Source organism: Gillisella vitis (assembly GCF_021559775.1).
GTDB classification, from domain to species: domain Bacteria; phylum Pseudomonadota; class Alphaproteobacteria; order Rhizobiales; family Rhizobiaceae; genus Allorhizobium; species Allorhizobium ampelinum.
Map to the genome: position 1 here is coordinate 95,610 of NZ_CP056049.1, position 15,901 is coordinate 111,510.

Sequence of the window (15,901 nt, forward strand, 5' to 3'; positions counted from 1 at the left end):
CACACCTTTAAAGATCGGTCCGGACGATTGCGAAACCAGGGCCGGATCTGATGACGCCAGCACATGACAATGCACTTCAACCGAACAATAAGCTGCATGGCAAATGGTGGCTCAGTCTGATTGTCGTACCCTTGTCGGCCTGCGTGGCGGTGACCCAGTCAAATGTGGATATTTCCAAATTGGCAAACCGCTGGCATGCGACGTTGCCGCATTCGGGCAGCACCGCACAGCTGGTTGACTGGTGGAACACCTTTAATGATCCTGCCCTATCAGAGCTTTTGCGCACCGCCGAAGCCAACAGCCCCACCCTTGAATCCGCAGTTGCCGAGATTGAAGAAGCCCGCGCCACCCTGGCCTCATCAAAGGCGGACTATTTTCCATCCCTGACCGGTTCTGGATCCGATGACCGTTCTGGAACGCGAGGATCGAAAGCCAATCGCGTGGCCCCCTCCAGCACGGGCACCGGAGAGCTGGATGCATCCTGGGAGCTGGATTTTTTCGGCAAGACGCGCAACACCGTCGATGCCGCCCGCCAGCGCGTCGCCGAGGAAACGGCGGACTGGTATGATGCGCGCGTCACGCTTGCCGCTGAAGTTGCCGATGACTACGTGCAATACAGGGCATGTCGGCAGTTGCAGGGCATTTATGCAGCCGAGCTGGTTTCTCAACAACAGACGGTCAAGGCAACCGAAGTTTCCACAGCATCCGGATTGAAATCGAGTTCCGATCTGGCGCTGATCAAAGCAAGTGCGGCGAGCACGTCTTCGTCCCTGAAGTCACAGGTGGCGGATTGCGAGGTTCTGATCAAATCGATTACCGAACTCGTTGCCGTTGATGAAGGCAAAGTGCGCGATATTCTCAATAAAAGCTCGTCGAAAATACCGCGCCCTGCGAAACTGTCCGTTGATGCAATTCCGGCCAATGTTATCCGGCAGAGACCGGATGTGAATGCGCTGGAAAAAGAAGCCGCCGCCTCGCTTGCCGATGTCGCGACGGCCAAAGCTGATCTTTACCCAAGCTTTTCTCTCAGCGGGAGCCTGACGGCGAGCCATTCGACAGCGACCGGCACAAGCTTGCCGTGGTCGTTTGGGCCAGCGGTTTCAATCCCGATCTTTGACGGGGGATCACTTCGCGCAACCGTCAAATACAAGGAAGCGGCCTATAAGGCGGCGATTGCCAGTTACAAGTCCGGTGTTCTGAGCGCCATCAATGCCGTGGAAACCGCGATGGTGAATGTCAATAGCACGGAGCGCCAGATTGGTGATGCCGTTGTCGCGGCAAAGAACTACCGGGCGTATTTCATAGCCATAGACACCAATTGGAAAGCGGGCGGGGCAAGTGTTCTCGATCGAGAGGATGCGCGCCGCGAGTTGCAGGCTGCAGAGCTAACGCTTGTGGAAAATCAACGCGATGCGGTGCGCGATTGGATCACTCTTTACAAGGCGATGGGTGGCGGCTGGACCCCGAATGCAACGGGCGGCGTGATGGCAAGTGACGTATATGCCAAAGGAGTAAAACAGTGATGTTCGTTTTCCGCCGTACAGGGTTGGTTGTTGTGTCGGTGGCGTGTCTTGGCGTCCCATCCATTGGCTTTTCCAAAACCGAGCAAGCGCAAACCACGCAGTCTGCGGCGCTGACAGTCTCCGTTACCACACCACAAACATTGCAATGGGCAGACACGATCGCTGTCAGCGGCTGGCTGGCTGCTTGGCAGGAAGCCATTGTTGCAGCAGAAACCGGCTCTTTAAAGATCACGGATGTCCTGGTTGATGTCGGCTCTGTGGTGCAGAAGGGCGATGTGATGGCGAGACTGTCAGATTCGAGCGCCATCGCCGATGTTCACAAGCAGGAGGCCACTGTAGCCTCCGCCAAGGCCACCCTCGCCAAAGCAAAAGCTGATAGCGCGCGGGCAAAAAAGGTCACCGGTTCGGGCGCGCTGTCGGATCAGGACACCCTTGGCTATTACATCACCGAACAGACAGATGCAGCCGATCTCGCGTCTGATGAAGCCTCGCTTGAATCAAGCAAGATCACGCTTTCGCAGACAACGATAACAGCACCCGACAGCGGCATTGTTTCATCGCGTTCTGCCGATCTTGGCAATGTGGTCTCGGCCGGAACAGAGCTGTTTCGCCTCGTGCGCCAAGGGCGCGTTGAGTGGCAGGCAGAAGTGCCGTCCTATCAGCTGCCGCGCATCCATCCCGGTGCCAAGGCCATCATTCATGATCAATCGGGCCATGATCCATCGGGCAAGAGTTTTGAAGGAACCGTCCGCCTTGTCAGCCCGATTGTCAGCAATGACACGGGACGTGGCACAATCTATGTGACCCTTCCGAATGATCCCGATATCCGGGTTGGCCTCTACGAATCCGGCACCATTGAGCTTGCCGTCACGCCCGCGCTCACCCTGCCCGAAACCGCTTTGGTTTATAGTGACGGCATCAATTACGTCTTCAGGATCAACGCCGATAACCGGGTTACGCGCTTGCGTGTGGACATTGGCCGACGCAATAACGGCCGGGTTGAAATCCTTTCAGGGATTGAGGCTCAAGCACAGATTGTGGAAGCAGGGGGATCCTTCCTGTCCGACAATGATCTTGTGCTTGTGAAGGCTGCCACCAAATGAATATTTCAGCTTTTTCCATCCGCAATCCGGTTCCGGCCATTCTCCTGTTTGCACTCATGACCGTTTGCGGCTTGATTGCCTTTGAGAAACTCAAGATTCAGCAGTTTCCGGACATGGACCTGCCGACAATCAAGATCAGCGCGACATTGGATGGCACCGCGCCATCGCAACTTGAAACCGAAGTTGCGCGCAAAATCGAAGACAAGCTGGCAACCCTCAACAAGCTGGACCATATCACCACGACAATCACCGACGGCTCGGTGTCGATCAGCGTTTCCTTCAGTCTGGAAAAAGACGGGGAACAGGCGCTGAACGAGGTTCGCAATGCGGTGGATAGCGTCACCGATCTACCATCGGCGATGCAGACACCCAGCGTCTCGCGGGTCACAGTGCAATCATCGGTGCTCCAGACCTATGCCGTGCGATCATCAAAGCTGAATGAAACGGAACTGTCGTGGTTCGTTGACAATGATATGACCAAGGCTTTGCTGAAAGCCCAAGGCGTTGGAGAGGTTGATCGTTTTGGCGGTGTGGACCGCGAAATTCATGTCGATATCAATCCGGACTTGCTGACTTCATTTGGTGTCACGGCGGCGGATGTGTCATCCCAGCTCAAATTGGTGCAGGAAAATGCCTCCGGCGGGCGTGGAGATTTGAACGGGCTGCATCAGACAGTGCGCACATTGGGTGCCGTCAATTCCGTCAGAGACATTGCAGCACTTTCAATTCCGTTTTCCAATGGCAAGAGCGTGCGTCTCGACCAGATCGCCAAGGTGACGGATAGCTTCTCCGAACGTTCATCGCTTGCTTATATGGGGCAAACGCCGGTAATTGCCGTTGAGGTCAAGCGCAGCAACGGCTATTCCGATACAGGTGTCGCCACCGACCTGACGCGGGTGATGGCAGCATTTGCAGCCGCGCATCCCGAAGTCGAAATTGTGCAGGCCTACACAACGGTTCAGCCGACAATCGACAATTATGAAGCCTCGATGCACATGCTGTATGAGGGGGCGGCGCTGGCGATTGTCGTGGTGTTTCTCTTCTTGCGCGATTTGCGCGCAACCCTTCTTTCTGCCGTGGCTTTGCCGCTATCCATCATTCCGACATTCCTTGTGATCTATCTGGCGAATTTCAGCCTCAATACGATTTCGCTGCTTTCGATTTCGCTGGTGGTGGGGATTCTCGTTGACGATGCCATCGTTGAGGTTGAAAATATCGAGCGACATCTGCGCATGGGCAAAAAACCCTTTGATGCCGCCATGGAGGCCGCCGACGAGATCGGCCTTGCGGTGATTGCGACAACATTCACGCTGGTTGCGGTTTTTCTGCCAACCGCGTTTATGGCCGGGATTCCCGGGTTGATCTTCAAGCAGTTCGGTGTGACTGCCGCCGTCGCAGTGCTGGCATCGCTGATGGTTGCGCGTTTTCTGACGCCGATGATGGCTGCGTATATGATGAAGGCGACGCCGAAAGTGGAAGTGGATGGGGTCATTATGAAGACCTATCTCTCCATTGTGCGCGCATGCCTGCGCCACCGCTTTCTGACCAGTCTTGGCATTATCGTCTTTCTTGTCGTGTCACTTTCGGCCGTGTCTCTGCTGAAGACCGGCTTCTTTCCGGCCTCTGACAACGCACAGACGCAAGTGACGTTGACAATGCCGCCGGGATCAGAGCTTTCCGACACGGAAGCCATGTCGCTGAAAGCCGTAAAACTGATTTCAGGCCTTGAAAACATCAAGCGCGTGTTCACTGTCGTCGGCTCCTCCACAAGTGGCGGCGGCGCTGATAGCAGCACGACCAGCGACGTGACAACCGCAACATTGGTGGTTGACCTTACCCCAATCGATGATCGAAAACTGAAGCAATCGCAAATCGAGCAACAGATGCGCAATGTCCTACAGGAGCTTGCAGGTGTGCGTGTCGAAGTCGGCAACGGCGGCAATGGCACCGAACTCCAACTGACACTGGCAAGCGATGATCCGATCCTTCTCGATCAGACCGCGGCTGTTGTGGGAGAACAATTGCATGGCTTGAAAGGCATTGGCGGCATTACATCCAGCGCGGCCAGACAAGCCCCGGAAATCCAGATCAGCCCAAATTTCGCCCGTGCAGCGGCTTTGGGTATCACCTCGGATACGATTGCGGATGTTGTGCGCGTGGCAACCGACGGCGACTATTCCACATCACGGTCCAAGTTCAATCTTCCGCAGCGGCAGATCGATATCCGTGTCCGGCTTGATCCGAAATATATTCGCAATCTTGATGCCATCTCGCAATTGCAACTCTCCGGGACAAACGGCAAAGTATCACTCGGCGCGATTGCCGGAATCCGAATCGGGGGCAGCCCCTCGGAGATTGATCGTATCGACAGATCACGCAACATTACCTTCACCATTCAGTTGAACGGCCGTGCCTTGGGAGATGTTAACAAGGAGGCGATGGCGCTGCCGGGATTGAGCCACCTTCCGCCGGGGGTGCATGTTGTGCAGCAGGGTGAGCTTGAGCGGATGTCGGAATTGTTCACCAGCTTTGCCTTGGCGATGGGCATCGGTATCTTCTGCATTTATGCGGTGCTGGTCTTGTTGTTCCACGATTTCATGCAGCCAGCGACAATCCTGATGGCACTTCCGCTCTCCCTTGGCGGCGCACTCTTTCCGTTGATTGCCACGGGTACGAGTTTCTCCATGCCCGCCGTCATCGGCCTGTTGATGTTGATGGGCATTGTCAGCAAGAATTCAATTCTGCTGGTGGAATATGCCATCATGGCGCGACGCAATGGCATGGACCGCTACGAGGCGCTGATCGATGCCTGCCACAAACGCGCCCGACCCATCGTGATGACAACCATCGCCATGGGCGCTGGCATGGCCCCCGTTGCACTGAGCCTCAGCGGTGGAGATACGAGTTTTCGCCAACCCATGTCCATCGTTGTGATTGGCGGCTTGCTCACATCCACCGTTCTGAGCCTGCTGGTGATCCCCGTCATTTTCACCTTTGTTGATGACCTGCTGGGCCTTGTCAAACGGCCCTTCATGAAGAGCCAAAAGGATGTTGCTGATGGGGAATCCGTGAACGGCTGATGGTTTCGATTCAGTTGATTGGCTGTGTTCTGGCACTCTAACGGAGGTGAGCGACAACGACAGATGCCTGTGTCGCCAAGTTTGACAGGAGTTGCGAGCTCGCGGTCAGCAGCACTTGCGCCCCTGCGACAGAATCCGCAGGCATTACATACTCTTCTTCGTTATGGCTCAATCCATCTCGGCATGGAGTGAAAATCATCGCAGAGGGTGCGACACGATTGATGAAGAGTGCATCGTGAAAAGCACCGGACACCATGGATTTATGGGCAAAACCAGCCTTAACGACCGCACCCTCCAGTATGGTAACCAGATGATCCGTGAAACGCGCTGGAGCCATATCGAAGAGCAGTTCCATTTCGAGACCACATCCATTCTCCCCGGCATGATCCTGCAGGACCTTGCGTATCTTCGCTTCGATCAGATCCAGTTGCTCAACATTGGGGTGGCGGATATCCAGCGAAAACGTCACCGCTGCCGGAATGGCATTGATGGCCCCCGGCTCCAGCGAAAACCGGCCGACTGTCAGGCGTGAATGGGCATCTTGCGGCATGATGTCATTATAGAGCATGTTCAAGCCGGAGACGGCGGCGCGCATGGGGTCTTTGCGGTAGGACAGTGCTGTGGTGCCTGCATGGGCAGTCTGGCCCGAGATGGTCACCTGAAGCCAGCGGGTGCCCTGAATGCCCGTGACGATGCCGATGGGCAGCCCCTCTTTTTCCAAGGATGGGCCTTGCTCGATATGCACTTCAAGATAGGCAAATACCGGGAAGCCCAGCGGCCTCATGGCAGCGCCTTGCAAGTCATCAAGCGTTGCTGCCAAGTCATCGGAAAACAGCGCGCCATCCGTTGCCCGCGCTGTATGCCATGCGGCGGGAATGGCACCCTGCGAAAAGGCCATGGACCCCATGCATCCGGGTGCAAAACGGCAGCCTTCTTCATTGGTGAAGGCAACAACCTCGACAGGCCTGACGGTGTCTATGCCATTGTCTTCCAATGTTTCCAAAACTTCGAAGGCGCAGAGTGTGCCCAGCGCACCATCAAACCGCCCGCCAGAGGGCTGGCTGTCGAGATGGCTGCCGATCAGCAGCGGCGGCAAATCCGGGTTCTGGCCCTCGCGGCGCAGGAACAGGTTGGCGATTGGGTCTTGATAGACGGAAAATCCACGCGCCCGGCCGAGATCGGCCAGCAATTGCCGCGCCTGACGATCAAGCGCCGTCAGGGCCTGCCGATTAACACCGCCTTTGGGCGTTGCGCCAATCGCGGCAAATTGTTCCAATCGGGCCAAAAGCCGCTCGCCATTGACCTCTAACTGTCCTTTACCCGCCTGTGCCATGGTATTTATGCTTTCAAACCGGGCTGGGCCGCCGCCACGAAAGCTTTGACCCGTTCGATATCGACCGGATTCCACCAGACATCGCCATGTTTGAGTGATGAAGCGACGATAACTCCGTTGGTGCGTTTCAGGATCTCGACGATATTGTCCTTGGAAACACCCGAACCAACCAAAAGGGGCAGATGCGTCGCCGCTCCGATCTCTTCAATCTCCTCCATGGTCGCGGAATTGCCGGTGCGCTGGCCGGTGGCAATCACCGCATCGGCATCGAAAAACGCAAGGTCACGGGTCAATTCCTGAATGGTGCGGTCGGCAGTGATGGCGTGGGCGCCGTGCTTGACATGGCTATCGGCAAACACCTTGATATGTTCGGCCCGCAGCATGGAACGGTAGCGCATGGCCTCCGCCGCCCGTCCCTCCATGAAACCTTCATTGGCGACATAGGCATTGGCCCATTGGTTGACCCGCACGAATTTTGCCCCGCCCGCCATGGCAATGGCAAAGGCCGGAATGGGTGCATTGGCCAGGACATTGATACCCAGTGGCACGCCAACCGCACGGCAAATGCGGTCAGTGACAACGCTCATGAAAGCAGATGTTTCCGGCCCGATGTCATCCGGCTTGGAAAAGGGAATGTCGCCGTGGTTTTCAATGATCAGTCCATGCATGCCGCCTTCGATCAGGGCTTCGGCATCAAGCATGCAGGCATCGTAAATCTCTGTCATGCTCGCGCCGCGATAGCGCGGCGCACCGGGAAAGGCCGGGCAATGGATCATGCCGATCAGCGCCTTGTCGCGCCCGAAAATTTCTCGCATAGTGCTTGATGTGTTGTCGGATATATCCAGCATTTCTCATTTCCTTTTGAAAGCCTGCCATGCGTGTTGAAAGTCTGTGATGCGTGCCTGGGTAATCGGTAATGTCGCAATCGATGAAATCATGTCCGTACCGACCATGCCAGAGGCCGGCGCGTCGATTTTTGGCCAGCAACAAAGCACGGATCTGGGTGGCAAAGGCGCCAACCAGGCGATTGTTCTGGGTCGCGCCGGTTTGGACACCACGCTGATTGCCGCTGTCGGCAACGACCTTCGCGCCTTGATGATCCGGCAGAGCCTGTCTCTGGAGCCGATCGATAGCCGCTTGATCGAGCTTGTCGATAAAGCCAGCGATATCTCGATGATCTTCACCACACCGGATGGCGAAAATGCCATCATCACCACAACAGACTGTGCCACCAGCGTCCGGCCTGAGCATGTTACCAGTGTCTTACAGGCGGCAAAACCCGGCGATCTGGCCATTCTCCAAGGCAATCTCACCGATGACACCACGGCTGCCCTCCTCCACGAGGCCAAACGCTGCGGCATGATCACCGCCTTTAACCCATCACCGCTGCGGCCCGGCTTTGCCGCCCTTTGGTCGCTGATCGACATTGCCTTTTTGAACCAGGGCGAAGCCGATAAGCTGACAGGTGAGAGCGGCGAAGCCGCCACCCAATGCTTGCGTGATGCCGGTGTTGGTACCGTCATCATCACCCTTGGCGGCAAGGGTGCAATCTTGGCGGATCGCACCGGCACCACCACAATCCCAGCCGTTCCATCCATTGCTGTTGACACCACCGGTGCAGGTGACACGTTCATGGCCGTTGCGCTGGCATCCAGCAGTTCGCGCCATGTCATGCCCGATGGCCTGGCGCTGCGCCATGCAGCAGAGGCCGCCAGCATCACCGTCAGTCGCCGGGGAACCCGGTCTGCGTTTCCATCACAGACCGAGTTGGCAGCTATCCTCGCCACTTGAGAACATCACCGCGCTTGCGTCATCCAGCCCAGAATGTTCTTCCACAGCTTGCCATAGCCTTCCCACTCGCAAAACGCAGGCGAGAGCCAATGAGGTCCGATATCAGACGTCCAGGCCACAGTGCGGCCCTTGCCAAACGTGCCGGTGACCAGCAGCGGATGGCTGCCCTGATCCTTTGGCAAACGCACAACCACCTCAACATCATCGCCTTCGCGGACCTCAACCTCGTTGACGCCGAGCAGCAGCGGCCATTCACCGGTGAGGCCAGCAACGGTTGGGTGGTCGGGCTTGATCACATCGGCGGTTGAGCCTTCGGGGATTTCCACCCGGTCATCATAGGGCAGGCAGGTCACGGGCAGAACATCTTCCACCGGCGTGCGCCGCCAGCGGGCCTTGCCGTCAATGCCCTGGAACGAGAAATAGCCGCCAACCATCAGCAGGTTGCCGCCCTTTTCCACCCAGGCCTTGATCAGCTTCAGGCGGTTGGGAACGGTTTTGGAATGCAGCCACACGGCAGGCGGCAGCAGCAGGGAATTGGCCCCGATGTCGGAGAGGATAATGGCATCATAGGCATCGAGACCGGCCATCTCGAAGGGAAATTTTTCCACGGCTTCATGGGCAGGCATATAGGTCAGCTCAAATTCGCTGCCCTCCAGCGCTTTCACCAACGGCTCCGCGCCCAGATGAAAGGTGACGCTGCCGAACTGGTCAAAACCTTTGTAATGGGTGGCGGAGCTGACCCAGCTTTCACCCACGAGGAGAATTTTCTTTGTCATGATATGTGTTCCTTATCTATGCAACAGGTCTCAGGCGGCAGCCTGAAAGACCGAAAGGGGATTGCCCCGCATGAGGGTGGTGAGAGCGTCAGCACCAAGGCCATGACGCTGGAGGCGCGGCAAGAAATGCCGCAAAATATAGGCATAGCCATTGCCGCCATAGCGGCTGAGCATCATCTTCAAAAACACATCATGGGAGAGCAGGATGCGGTCGAGATGGCCCATCTCCACCAGCTTGACGATGGCGCGGGCGGCATCCTCATCGCTTGGGCATTGCACCTGCTGATCGGCGTAGAAAAAATCCATTCCGATCATGTCATATTCAATAAAGGCACCCCGGCTGGCCAATTCGCCTTGATAGGTCAGATCATCATGGGATGGATTCATGTGGCACAGCACCGTGTGGCGCAGGTCTGCTCCTTCTTCTGCGGCAATATCCAGCACTTTGTGACCCAGCCGATACCAGCCCGGCAGATGCACCATCAGCGGCAGGCCGGTGCGTAGCTGCGCCTGCGCTGCGGCCCGCAGTGACTTTTCTTCCTCAGCGGTGAAATCAGACGATACGCCAATTTCACCAATCAGGCCGATTTTGACATCGGTGCCATCGACGCCAACCAGCGCCTCGTGCACGATTTCATCGGCTATGGCTTTCATGGTCATCTCCGCCACCTTGGCGGGGTGGGATGAGGCCAGATAATAGCCCGCGCCCATAACGATATTCAGCCCGGAGGCTTTGGCGATGCGGCGGAGCGCCAGAGGATTTCGACCAATGCCCTGACAGGTTGGCTCCACCACAGTCTTGCCACCCGCTTTGGCAAAATCCATCAGCTCGGTGATCGCCAAAGGCTCGTCATCCAGGGTGATATTGTGCTTGTTCACAAAAGGATCCTGGCGCAATTCGCCCAGAATTTCCATGCAGACAAAGCCTTCCGCCAGATATTGCCGCTCAGGCGTCTTGGGCTGATGCCACCAGCAACGGCAATCGTTGAGGATATGCTCGTGCATCAAGGTTACGCCCATCTGGTCCACGCAGATGGGGCCAGCCACCGTCATCACTTTGCCGGAGCGGATATGAGCCTCAGAGAGTTCACTGGTCATATCTCACCCCTTCTTCGCCGCGCCGAAGCGGAAGTTTGCGGAAAAGATCCGGGTATTCAGCCAGATCGCCACCAGAATGATCGCACCCGTGACAATCTGGGTGAAAAACGGCGAGATATGCATGAGGATCAGGCCGTTGCCGATCACCGCAATGGTCATGGTGCCAAGCAGTGTTCCCAGCATCGTGCCGCGCCCGCCCGTCAGCGACGTGCCACCCAGAACCACGGCCGCAATCACCTGCAATTCAAACCCGACGGCGGCGTTGGAAGAGCCGGAGCCAAGACGGGCGGCAATCAACAGGCCAGCAAGGGCGCAAGCCACGCCGGACACCAGATAGACAGAGGCGACAATCCACTTGGCTGGCATGCCCACCCGGCGCGCCGCTTCCAGATTGGAGCCGACGGCCACCACTTGACGGCCATATTTGGTGGAGGAGACCAACACAAACCCAAAGACTGTCACGGCAATGGCTATCAGGGCCGGAACCGGAAGACTTAAGAACTCGCCACGACCCAGCGTGAAGAACCCCGGCACGTCGTTGATCGGAATGGAATAGCCTTGGGTGATGTAGAGCGCCACGCCGCGCAGAATCGATAGGCCAGCCAGCGTGACGATAAAGGCCGGAATGCCCTGATAGGCAATGAACCAACCCTGGATCAGGCCAATCACACCGCCCAGAACCAGCATCAACAGCACGGCCAAGGGCCATGACAGGCCCGTTGCCAGCACAATCGCCACCGTTGCATTGATCAGCGCCACCAGCGAGCCAACGGAAAGATCGATACCGCCGGTAACAATCACCAGTGTCATGGCAACCGCAACAATCAAAATGGGGGCAGCTTGTCGCACCACATTGAGAATATTGCCGAGCGTAAGAAATGTATCGGTCGTGACGGAGAAGAACACCATGCAGGCAAAGAAGAAAATCGCAATCGACAGAACCTGGGCATTCTCGGTGATAAAGTCAGCGAAGGGCGAGCCTTTGGCGCGTTCAGTATAGGCGGTCAATGTCTTTCCCCCCCGACGATCAATTTCACCAGATCTTCAAGGTTGGTGCTGCCAATCTGGCGTTCGGCCACTTTCGTACCCTCATACATTACAGCAATGCGGTCGCAGACGCGAAACAGGTCCTGCAAGCGATGGGTGATCAACACCACGGATACGCCTCGGGCCTTGACGCGGTTGATCAGTGCCAGCACTGCTTCCACTTCCGCCACGGCCAGCGCCGAGGTTGGCTCATCCATGATCAGCACTTTGGGATTGAACGACGCCGCACGGGCAATGGCAATCGCCTGCCGCTGGCCGCCCGAGAGTTTCTCGACCTTGGCGGTGAGGCGCGGAATGCGGATTTCCAGTGCATCCAGCATCTTGCGGGCTTCCACCAGCATCCGGGCGCGATCCAGAAACGGACCCTTGGTCAATTCCCGGCCCAGAAACAGATTGCCAACCACATCAATATGGTCACACAGGCTCAAATCCTGAAACACCATCTCGATATTGCGTGAGCGTGCCTCGGCGGGACCGGAAAACCGCACCGCCTCGCCATCCAGCGTGATGGTGCCATCATCGGGGATGTAGGTGCCGGAGATCACTTTGGTGAGCGTTGATTTCCCTGCCGCATTGTCACCGACCAGGCCTAAGCATTCACCGGGAAACAGATCGAGATCAACACCACGCAGCGCCTGATGCGAGCCAAAGGTTTTGCGGATACCACGAAGCGAAATCCGGGGTTCACGCGCACCGCCTTCTCCGGGTTGCCGGGGGAGATCAACTCCCCCGGCTCCAGGGACAGCGGTTGGGAGCTGTCCACCGGAAATCATTTGAACACGGCCCGGTAAGGCTCAACATTGGCCTTGGTGACGATGGTGACCGGCACGGCAATGGTCTTTTCAACCTTGCCGCCGTCCGAGATGGTCTTCAGCGCTTTCACCGCCGCTTCACCCATGGCAGCAGGATCCTGCTGGATCACGGCTGCGACATAACCGGCGTCAATACCGGCAATGGCCTGAGCGGTCAGATCCCAGCCAAACACTTTGATGCTGTCCTGCTTGCCCTGGCTTTGCACGGCGGCAACGGCACCCAGCAGCGCTGGCTCGCCCGTGGCATAGATTGCGGTCATATCCGGATTGCCGGTGATCAGGTTTTCAGCCGCTGCCAGCGCATTGTCCTGCACGTTCTGGCCATCAACCACACCTGCCGACGTGATGCCGGAGACGCCCTTGATGGTGTCTTCAAAGCCCTTCTGGCGGATATTCTGGATGAAGGAGTTCAGCGCGCCGACAACGCCAAGCTTGGCTTTGCCACCCATGTCCTTTTTGACGTAATCGACGAAGAATTTGCCAATATCGGCACCCGCCTTGGCGTTATCGACACCGATCTGTGCCTTCTGGGGGCCAGCAGGCAGAATGCTATCGATGGCGACCACCGGAATGCCCGCATCCGCGGCCTGTTTGACCGCTGGCATAATGCCGTTGACGTCGATGGCCACAACGGCAATGCCGTCGACCTTCTGCTGAATATAGGTCTCGATGGCGCTGTTTTGGGCAGCAGGGTCATTGTTGGCATTGAAGATTACCAGTTTTGCGCCAGCCGCATCAGCGGCCTTCTGTGCACCCTGATTGATCTGGTTGAAAAACAGTGCCTGTTGATTGATCTGCACCAGCGCAAAGGTTTTTTGCGCTGCATTGGCAATTCCTGCTGTCAGGCAAAGGCCGGTGAGGGCCGTGACAGCCAAGGCTGCATTGATGGTTCTACGTGTAAAAGTCCGGGTCATCATTCCATCCTCTGGTTAGGTTTGCCCATTGCTTTTGTTATTTCGCAGGCGGTGCAACGGAGTTCCGCACGACGATTTCTACTGGCAGCAATTCCTCCGATGCTTTCGCAGGCTGTTGCCAATCCGTATCGAGAAGCAGCGAAAGAGCGCGGCTTCCCATTCCCCGCACCGGCTGACGGATGGCCGTCAACGGCGGGGCAAAAAGATGCAAAGGTCCAACATCATCGAAGCCGATGACGGAAATCTGCTCAGGAATGGAGATCCCTTCCGCTCGCAGCACTTCAATGACACCGATGGCGATTTCGTCGGAACTGGCAAAAATCGCGGTCGCCTCGCGGGGACCCGCCAGAAAACGCCGCGCCGCCTGCCTGCCAAACTCTGCGGTATAATCACCGCAATAGCGCTCGATGACCGCATTCTCCCCGTGCCTGGCACGCATGGCGGCTTCAAAGCCGGTAAAGCGGCGCTCGGTGCTGATCATCACATCCGGCCCGCCAATATAGAGAACATGCCGATGGCCAAAACCGGCCAGATGCTGCCCAGCCAGTTCTCCGCCTTGCTGGTTGTCACAAAACAGCTTTGGCACCGTCGCATCCGGCACGTCTTCATCGACCACAACCACTTTTCCGGTGCGATTGATGATCGCCGCCAGCTCACCCTGGTCAGGGTGATTGGTGATAAAGATCAGGCCATCTACATGGTTGCGCTCCAGCAGACTGAGGTATGCCATTTCGCGGCCCGGGCGGTTTAGCGTGGCATAAAGCGATAGCGCCAAACCGCGCAGATCTGCTTCCTCTTCAACAGCGGCCACCAGAGTTGCAAAGAACGGATTGGCAATATCCGGCACCACAAGACCGATGGTGTCCGAGCGGCCACGGCTGAGACGTCTTGCATGCGGATTTGGCTGATATTTGAGCGCAACAATGGCGTCTTCAATCCGCTTGCGCGTCTCGCCGGGAAGATCGAGCGAGCCATTCAGCATGCGCGACACGGTGGTCACCGACACGCCAGCGGCGGCGGCAACATCCTTTAGCCCAGTGACCCGTTCCTTGGCCATATCCACCCTGTAAAGCGGTTTAGTAAAGCGCTTTACAAAGTTCACATAGCCCTGCGCTTTTTGTCAAGCAACCAGAAGACTATTTTTTAGTCGGCGGCGAATGTCGCATAAAATGTAAGCGAAAAATTCTCTCTATCGTTTCAATCAACACCCTTTTATGGCGGTAAAATCGGGGGTCGCGTCGACTTAATTTACAATCTGAGAAGGATGGCGTCGCGTTAACCGAGCACAGCACGCGATCGTTGCTTCGGCGTGAATATCACGCTTTGATTGACAAGGCGATCTCACGCCAGGTGGTGCTGGCGTGGGCGCGGAGTTCGCGATGATCGGCGGCGGTCAGGTGTTGTCGATGAAGATGGAAAAGATTGGCAATCTGGCCGTGGGTTGAGACGAAACGCTGGCATTGCCACGCCGGCTTGAACCGCATCATGTGTCGCTCTCGTCGTCGCACGGGAAGGTGAGAATTCCCGACGCCGTTGTTGAGCCCTTTGTGTGAACGGTGCTCGATACCCGGCATGAGCTGTCGCTTTGCGGCGGAGTAAGAGCCCAGCTTGTCTGTCACCATCACGCGTGCGTGACGCCCTGGCCCTTCAGCAGTTTGCGCATCAGCCGAAGAGCGGCTCTCTTGTTTCTGCGGCTTTGTAGCAGAGCATCGAGAACGTAGCCGTTGGCATCGACGACACGCCACAGCCAGTATTTTCCCCTTTATGGACACCACCATTTCATCGAGATGCCACTTGTCGGCAAAGTGGCCGCGTGAGCGCCGTCTGAGCTGATGAGCGAACTTCAAGCCGAATTTCCCCGCCCATTCCGAGACCGTCTGGAATGAGACGTTGATACCGCGCTCGGCCAACAGATCTTCGACGTCGCGTAGGCTGAGTGGGAACAGATCATAGAGCCATACGGCATGAGCAATGATCTCAGCGGGAAAGCGGTGGCGTCTGAAGTCAATATGAGCAGCTTCGGTCATGACAACCCGAATAACAAGTCGATCCCAACCAAGCCGTTAAGGCGATGCCACCTTCCGGCGTAACAAAGTCGAGAAATCCGGAACGGTGATCCCAACGCCCATCAGTTTCGCGATACCGCACATCAGGCCCTGAGTTTAACGTAACGGCTGATTGTTAACAATCCGCAGGGTCAGGCACATCGTAATCGCCAAGTCAGAATATTTCCGCTGACCGCCACGGGATTTGCGTTGCGGAGCCGACCACTGGATAATCGCATCATTGCTTATCCAGACCGTCAAATCACCGCGCTGACGAAGACTTTCATTGTACTCGCCCAATTCGGGACCTTGAATTTCTGCCTGGGTATCTTGTGCTGATGGCCTTCATTAAGCTTATGCGGCATCAAAAAATATCCTG

Annotated in this window: 14 protein-coding genes; 4 read left to right on the forward strand and 10 right to left on the reverse strand. The window is 56.7% G+C overall.

The features are described 5' to 3' along the window. Positions 1-50 precede the first annotated feature (50 nt). From AVCG78_RS22505 to AVCG78_RS22515, 3 genes are read left to right on the forward strand one after another with little or no spacing between them, the layout of a single operon-like run. Positions 51-1,523 (forward strand): efflux transporter outer membrane subunit, encoded by a 1,473-nt coding sequence (locus tag AVCG78_RS22505; protein ID WP_071205511.1) that lies wholly within the window; start codon positions 51-53, stop codon positions 1,521-1,523. Beyond that, positions 1,523-2,626 (forward strand): efflux RND transporter periplasmic adaptor subunit, encoded by a 1,104-nt coding sequence (locus AVCG78_RS22510; RefSeq protein ID WP_071205510.1) that lies wholly within the window; start codon positions 1,523-1,525, stop codon positions 2,624-2,626. The genes AVCG78_RS22505 and AVCG78_RS22510 overlap by 1 nt, the downstream gene beginning before the upstream one ends. Then, positions 2,623-5,706, forward strand: a complete 3,084-nt coding sequence (locus AVCG78_RS22515) for an efflux RND transporter permease subunit (RefSeq protein WP_071205509.1) — start codon at positions 2,623-2,625, stop codon at positions 5,704-5,706. The genes AVCG78_RS22510 and AVCG78_RS22515 overlap by 4 nt, the downstream gene beginning before the upstream one ends. Before the next feature lie 37 nt (positions 5,707-5,743). Here AVCG78_RS22515 and AVCG78_RS22520 read toward each other — a convergent pair whose 3' ends face one another. Together AVCG78_RS22520 and AVCG78_RS22525 are read right to left on the reverse strand one after the other, a co-directional pair. Beyond that, positions 5,744-7,039 carry a Zn-dependent hydrolase gene (locus AVCG78_RS22520; RefSeq protein WP_071205508.1) on the reverse strand — a complete coding sequence of 432 codons (1,296 nt, stop codon included), beginning with the start codon at positions 7,037-7,039 and terminating at the stop codon, positions 5,744-5,746. A gap of 5 nt (positions 7,040-7,044) precedes the next feature. Continuing rightward, positions 7,045-7,887 carry a BtpA/SgcQ family protein gene (locus AVCG78_RS22525; protein WP_071205507.1) on the reverse strand — a complete coding sequence of 281 codons (843 nt, stop codon included), beginning with the start codon at positions 7,885-7,887 and terminating at the stop codon, positions 7,045-7,047. Between the two features lie 46 nt (positions 7,888-7,933). On the opposite strand from AVCG78_RS22525, the gene AVCG78_RS22530 reads away from it, so the two are divergent. Continuing rightward, positions 7,934-8,830, forward strand: a complete 897-nt coding sequence (locus tag AVCG78_RS22530) for a ribokinase (protein WP_071205506.1) — start codon at positions 7,934-7,936, stop codon at positions 8,828-8,830. A 5-nt stretch (positions 8,831-8,835) separates the two neighbouring features. Here the strand turns inward: AVCG78_RS22530 and AVCG78_RS22535 are convergent, their stop codons facing one another. From AVCG78_RS22535 to AVCG78_RS22570, 8 genes are all read right to left on the reverse strand, one after another. Then, positions 8,836-9,606, reverse strand: coding sequence for a glutamine amidotransferase (locus tag AVCG78_RS22535; protein ID WP_071205505.1), 771 nt, complete (start codon positions 9,604-9,606; stop codon positions 8,836-8,838). A 30-nt stretch (positions 9,607-9,636) separates the two neighbouring features. Next, a complete protein-coding gene (locus AVCG78_RS22540; protein WP_071205504.1) occupies positions 9,637-10,704 on the reverse strand; it encodes a phosphotriesterase family protein in 1,068 nt (355 codons plus the stop codon). 3 nt (positions 10,705-10,707) lie between these two features. Beyond that, positions 10,708-11,712, reverse strand: coding sequence for an ABC transporter permease (locus AVCG78_RS22545; protein WP_071205503.1), 1,005 nt, complete (start codon positions 11,710-11,712; stop codon positions 10,708-10,710). Then, on the reverse strand, positions 11,709-12,524 hold the full coding sequence (locus AVCG78_RS22550) for an ATP-binding cassette domain-containing protein (RefSeq protein WP_015918550.1): 816 nt from the start codon (positions 12,522-12,524) through the stop codon (positions 11,709-11,711). The genes AVCG78_RS22545 and AVCG78_RS22550 overlap by 4 nt, the downstream gene beginning before the upstream one ends. Continuing rightward, positions 12,521-13,477 carry an ABC transporter substrate-binding protein gene (locus tag AVCG78_RS22555; RefSeq protein ID WP_071205545.1) on the reverse strand — a complete coding sequence of 319 codons (957 nt, stop codon included), beginning with the start codon at positions 13,475-13,477 and terminating at the stop codon, positions 12,521-12,523. The genes AVCG78_RS22550 and AVCG78_RS22555 overlap by 4 nt, the downstream gene beginning before the upstream one ends. A gap of 37 nt (positions 13,478-13,514) precedes the next feature. Next, positions 13,515-14,534, reverse strand: coding sequence for a LacI family DNA-binding transcriptional regulator (locus AVCG78_RS22560; RefSeq protein WP_071205502.1), 1,020 nt, complete (start codon positions 14,532-14,534; stop codon positions 13,515-13,517). 259 nt (positions 14,535-14,793) lie between these two features. Further along, the gene (locus AVCG78_RS22565; RefSeq protein ID WP_235694960.1) at positions 14,794-15,504 is read right to left on the reverse strand and encodes a DDE-type integrase/transposase/recombinase; all 711 of its coding nucleotides are present in this window, start codon (positions 15,502-15,504) and stop codon (positions 14,794-14,796) included. 135 nt (positions 15,505-15,639) lie between these two features. After that, a complete protein-coding gene (locus AVCG78_RS22570) occupies positions 15,640-15,822 on the reverse strand; it encodes a transposase (protein WP_156583042.1) in 183 nt (60 codons plus the stop codon). Positions 15,823-15,901 lie beyond the last annotated feature (79 nt).

Coding starts and splice junctions, on each gene's coding strand:
- AVCG78_RS22505 (WP_071205511.1), top strand. CDS start 51: ATGACGCCAGCACATGACAATGCACTTCAACCGAACAATAAGCTGCAT.
- AVCG78_RS22510 (WP_071205510.1), top strand. CDS start 1,523: ATGTTCGTTTTCCGCCGTACAGGGTTGGTTGTTGTGTCGGTGGCGTGT.
- AVCG78_RS22515 (WP_071205509.1), top strand. CDS start 2,623: ATGAATATTTCAGCTTTTTCCATCCGCAATCCGGTTCCGGCCATTCTC.
- AVCG78_RS22520 (WP_071205508.1), bottom strand. CDS start 7,039: ATGGCACAGGCGGGTAAAGGACAGTTAGAGGTCAATGGCGAGCGGCTT.
- AVCG78_RS22525 (WP_071205507.1), bottom strand. CDS start 7,887: ATGCTGGATATATCCGACAACACATCAAGCACTATGCGAGAAATTTTC.
- AVCG78_RS22530 (WP_071205506.1), top strand. CDS start 7,934: ATGCGTGCCTGGGTAATCGGTAATGTCGCAATCGATGAAATCATGTCC.
- AVCG78_RS22535 (WP_071205505.1), bottom strand. CDS start 9,606: ATGACAAAGAAAATTCTCCTCGTGGGTGAAAGCTGGGTCAGCTCCGCC.
- AVCG78_RS22540 (WP_071205504.1), bottom strand. CDS start 10,704: ATGACCAGTGAACTCTCTGAGGCTCATATCCGCTCCGGCAAAGTGATG.
- AVCG78_RS22550 (WP_015918550.1), bottom strand. CDS start 12,524: ATGATTTCCGGTGGACAGCTCCCAACCGCTGTCCCTGGAGCCGGGGGA.
- AVCG78_RS22555 (WP_071205545.1), bottom strand. CDS start 13,477: ATGACCCGGACTTTTACACGTAGAACCATCAATGCAGCCTTGGCTGTC.
- AVCG78_RS22560 (WP_071205502.1), bottom strand. CDS start 14,534: ATGGCCAAGGAACGGGTCACTGGGCTAAAGGATGTTGCCGCCGCCGCT.
- AVCG78_RS22565 (WP_235694960.1), bottom strand. CDS start 15,504: ATGACCGAAGCTGCTCATATTGACTTCAGACGCCACCGCTTTCCCGCT.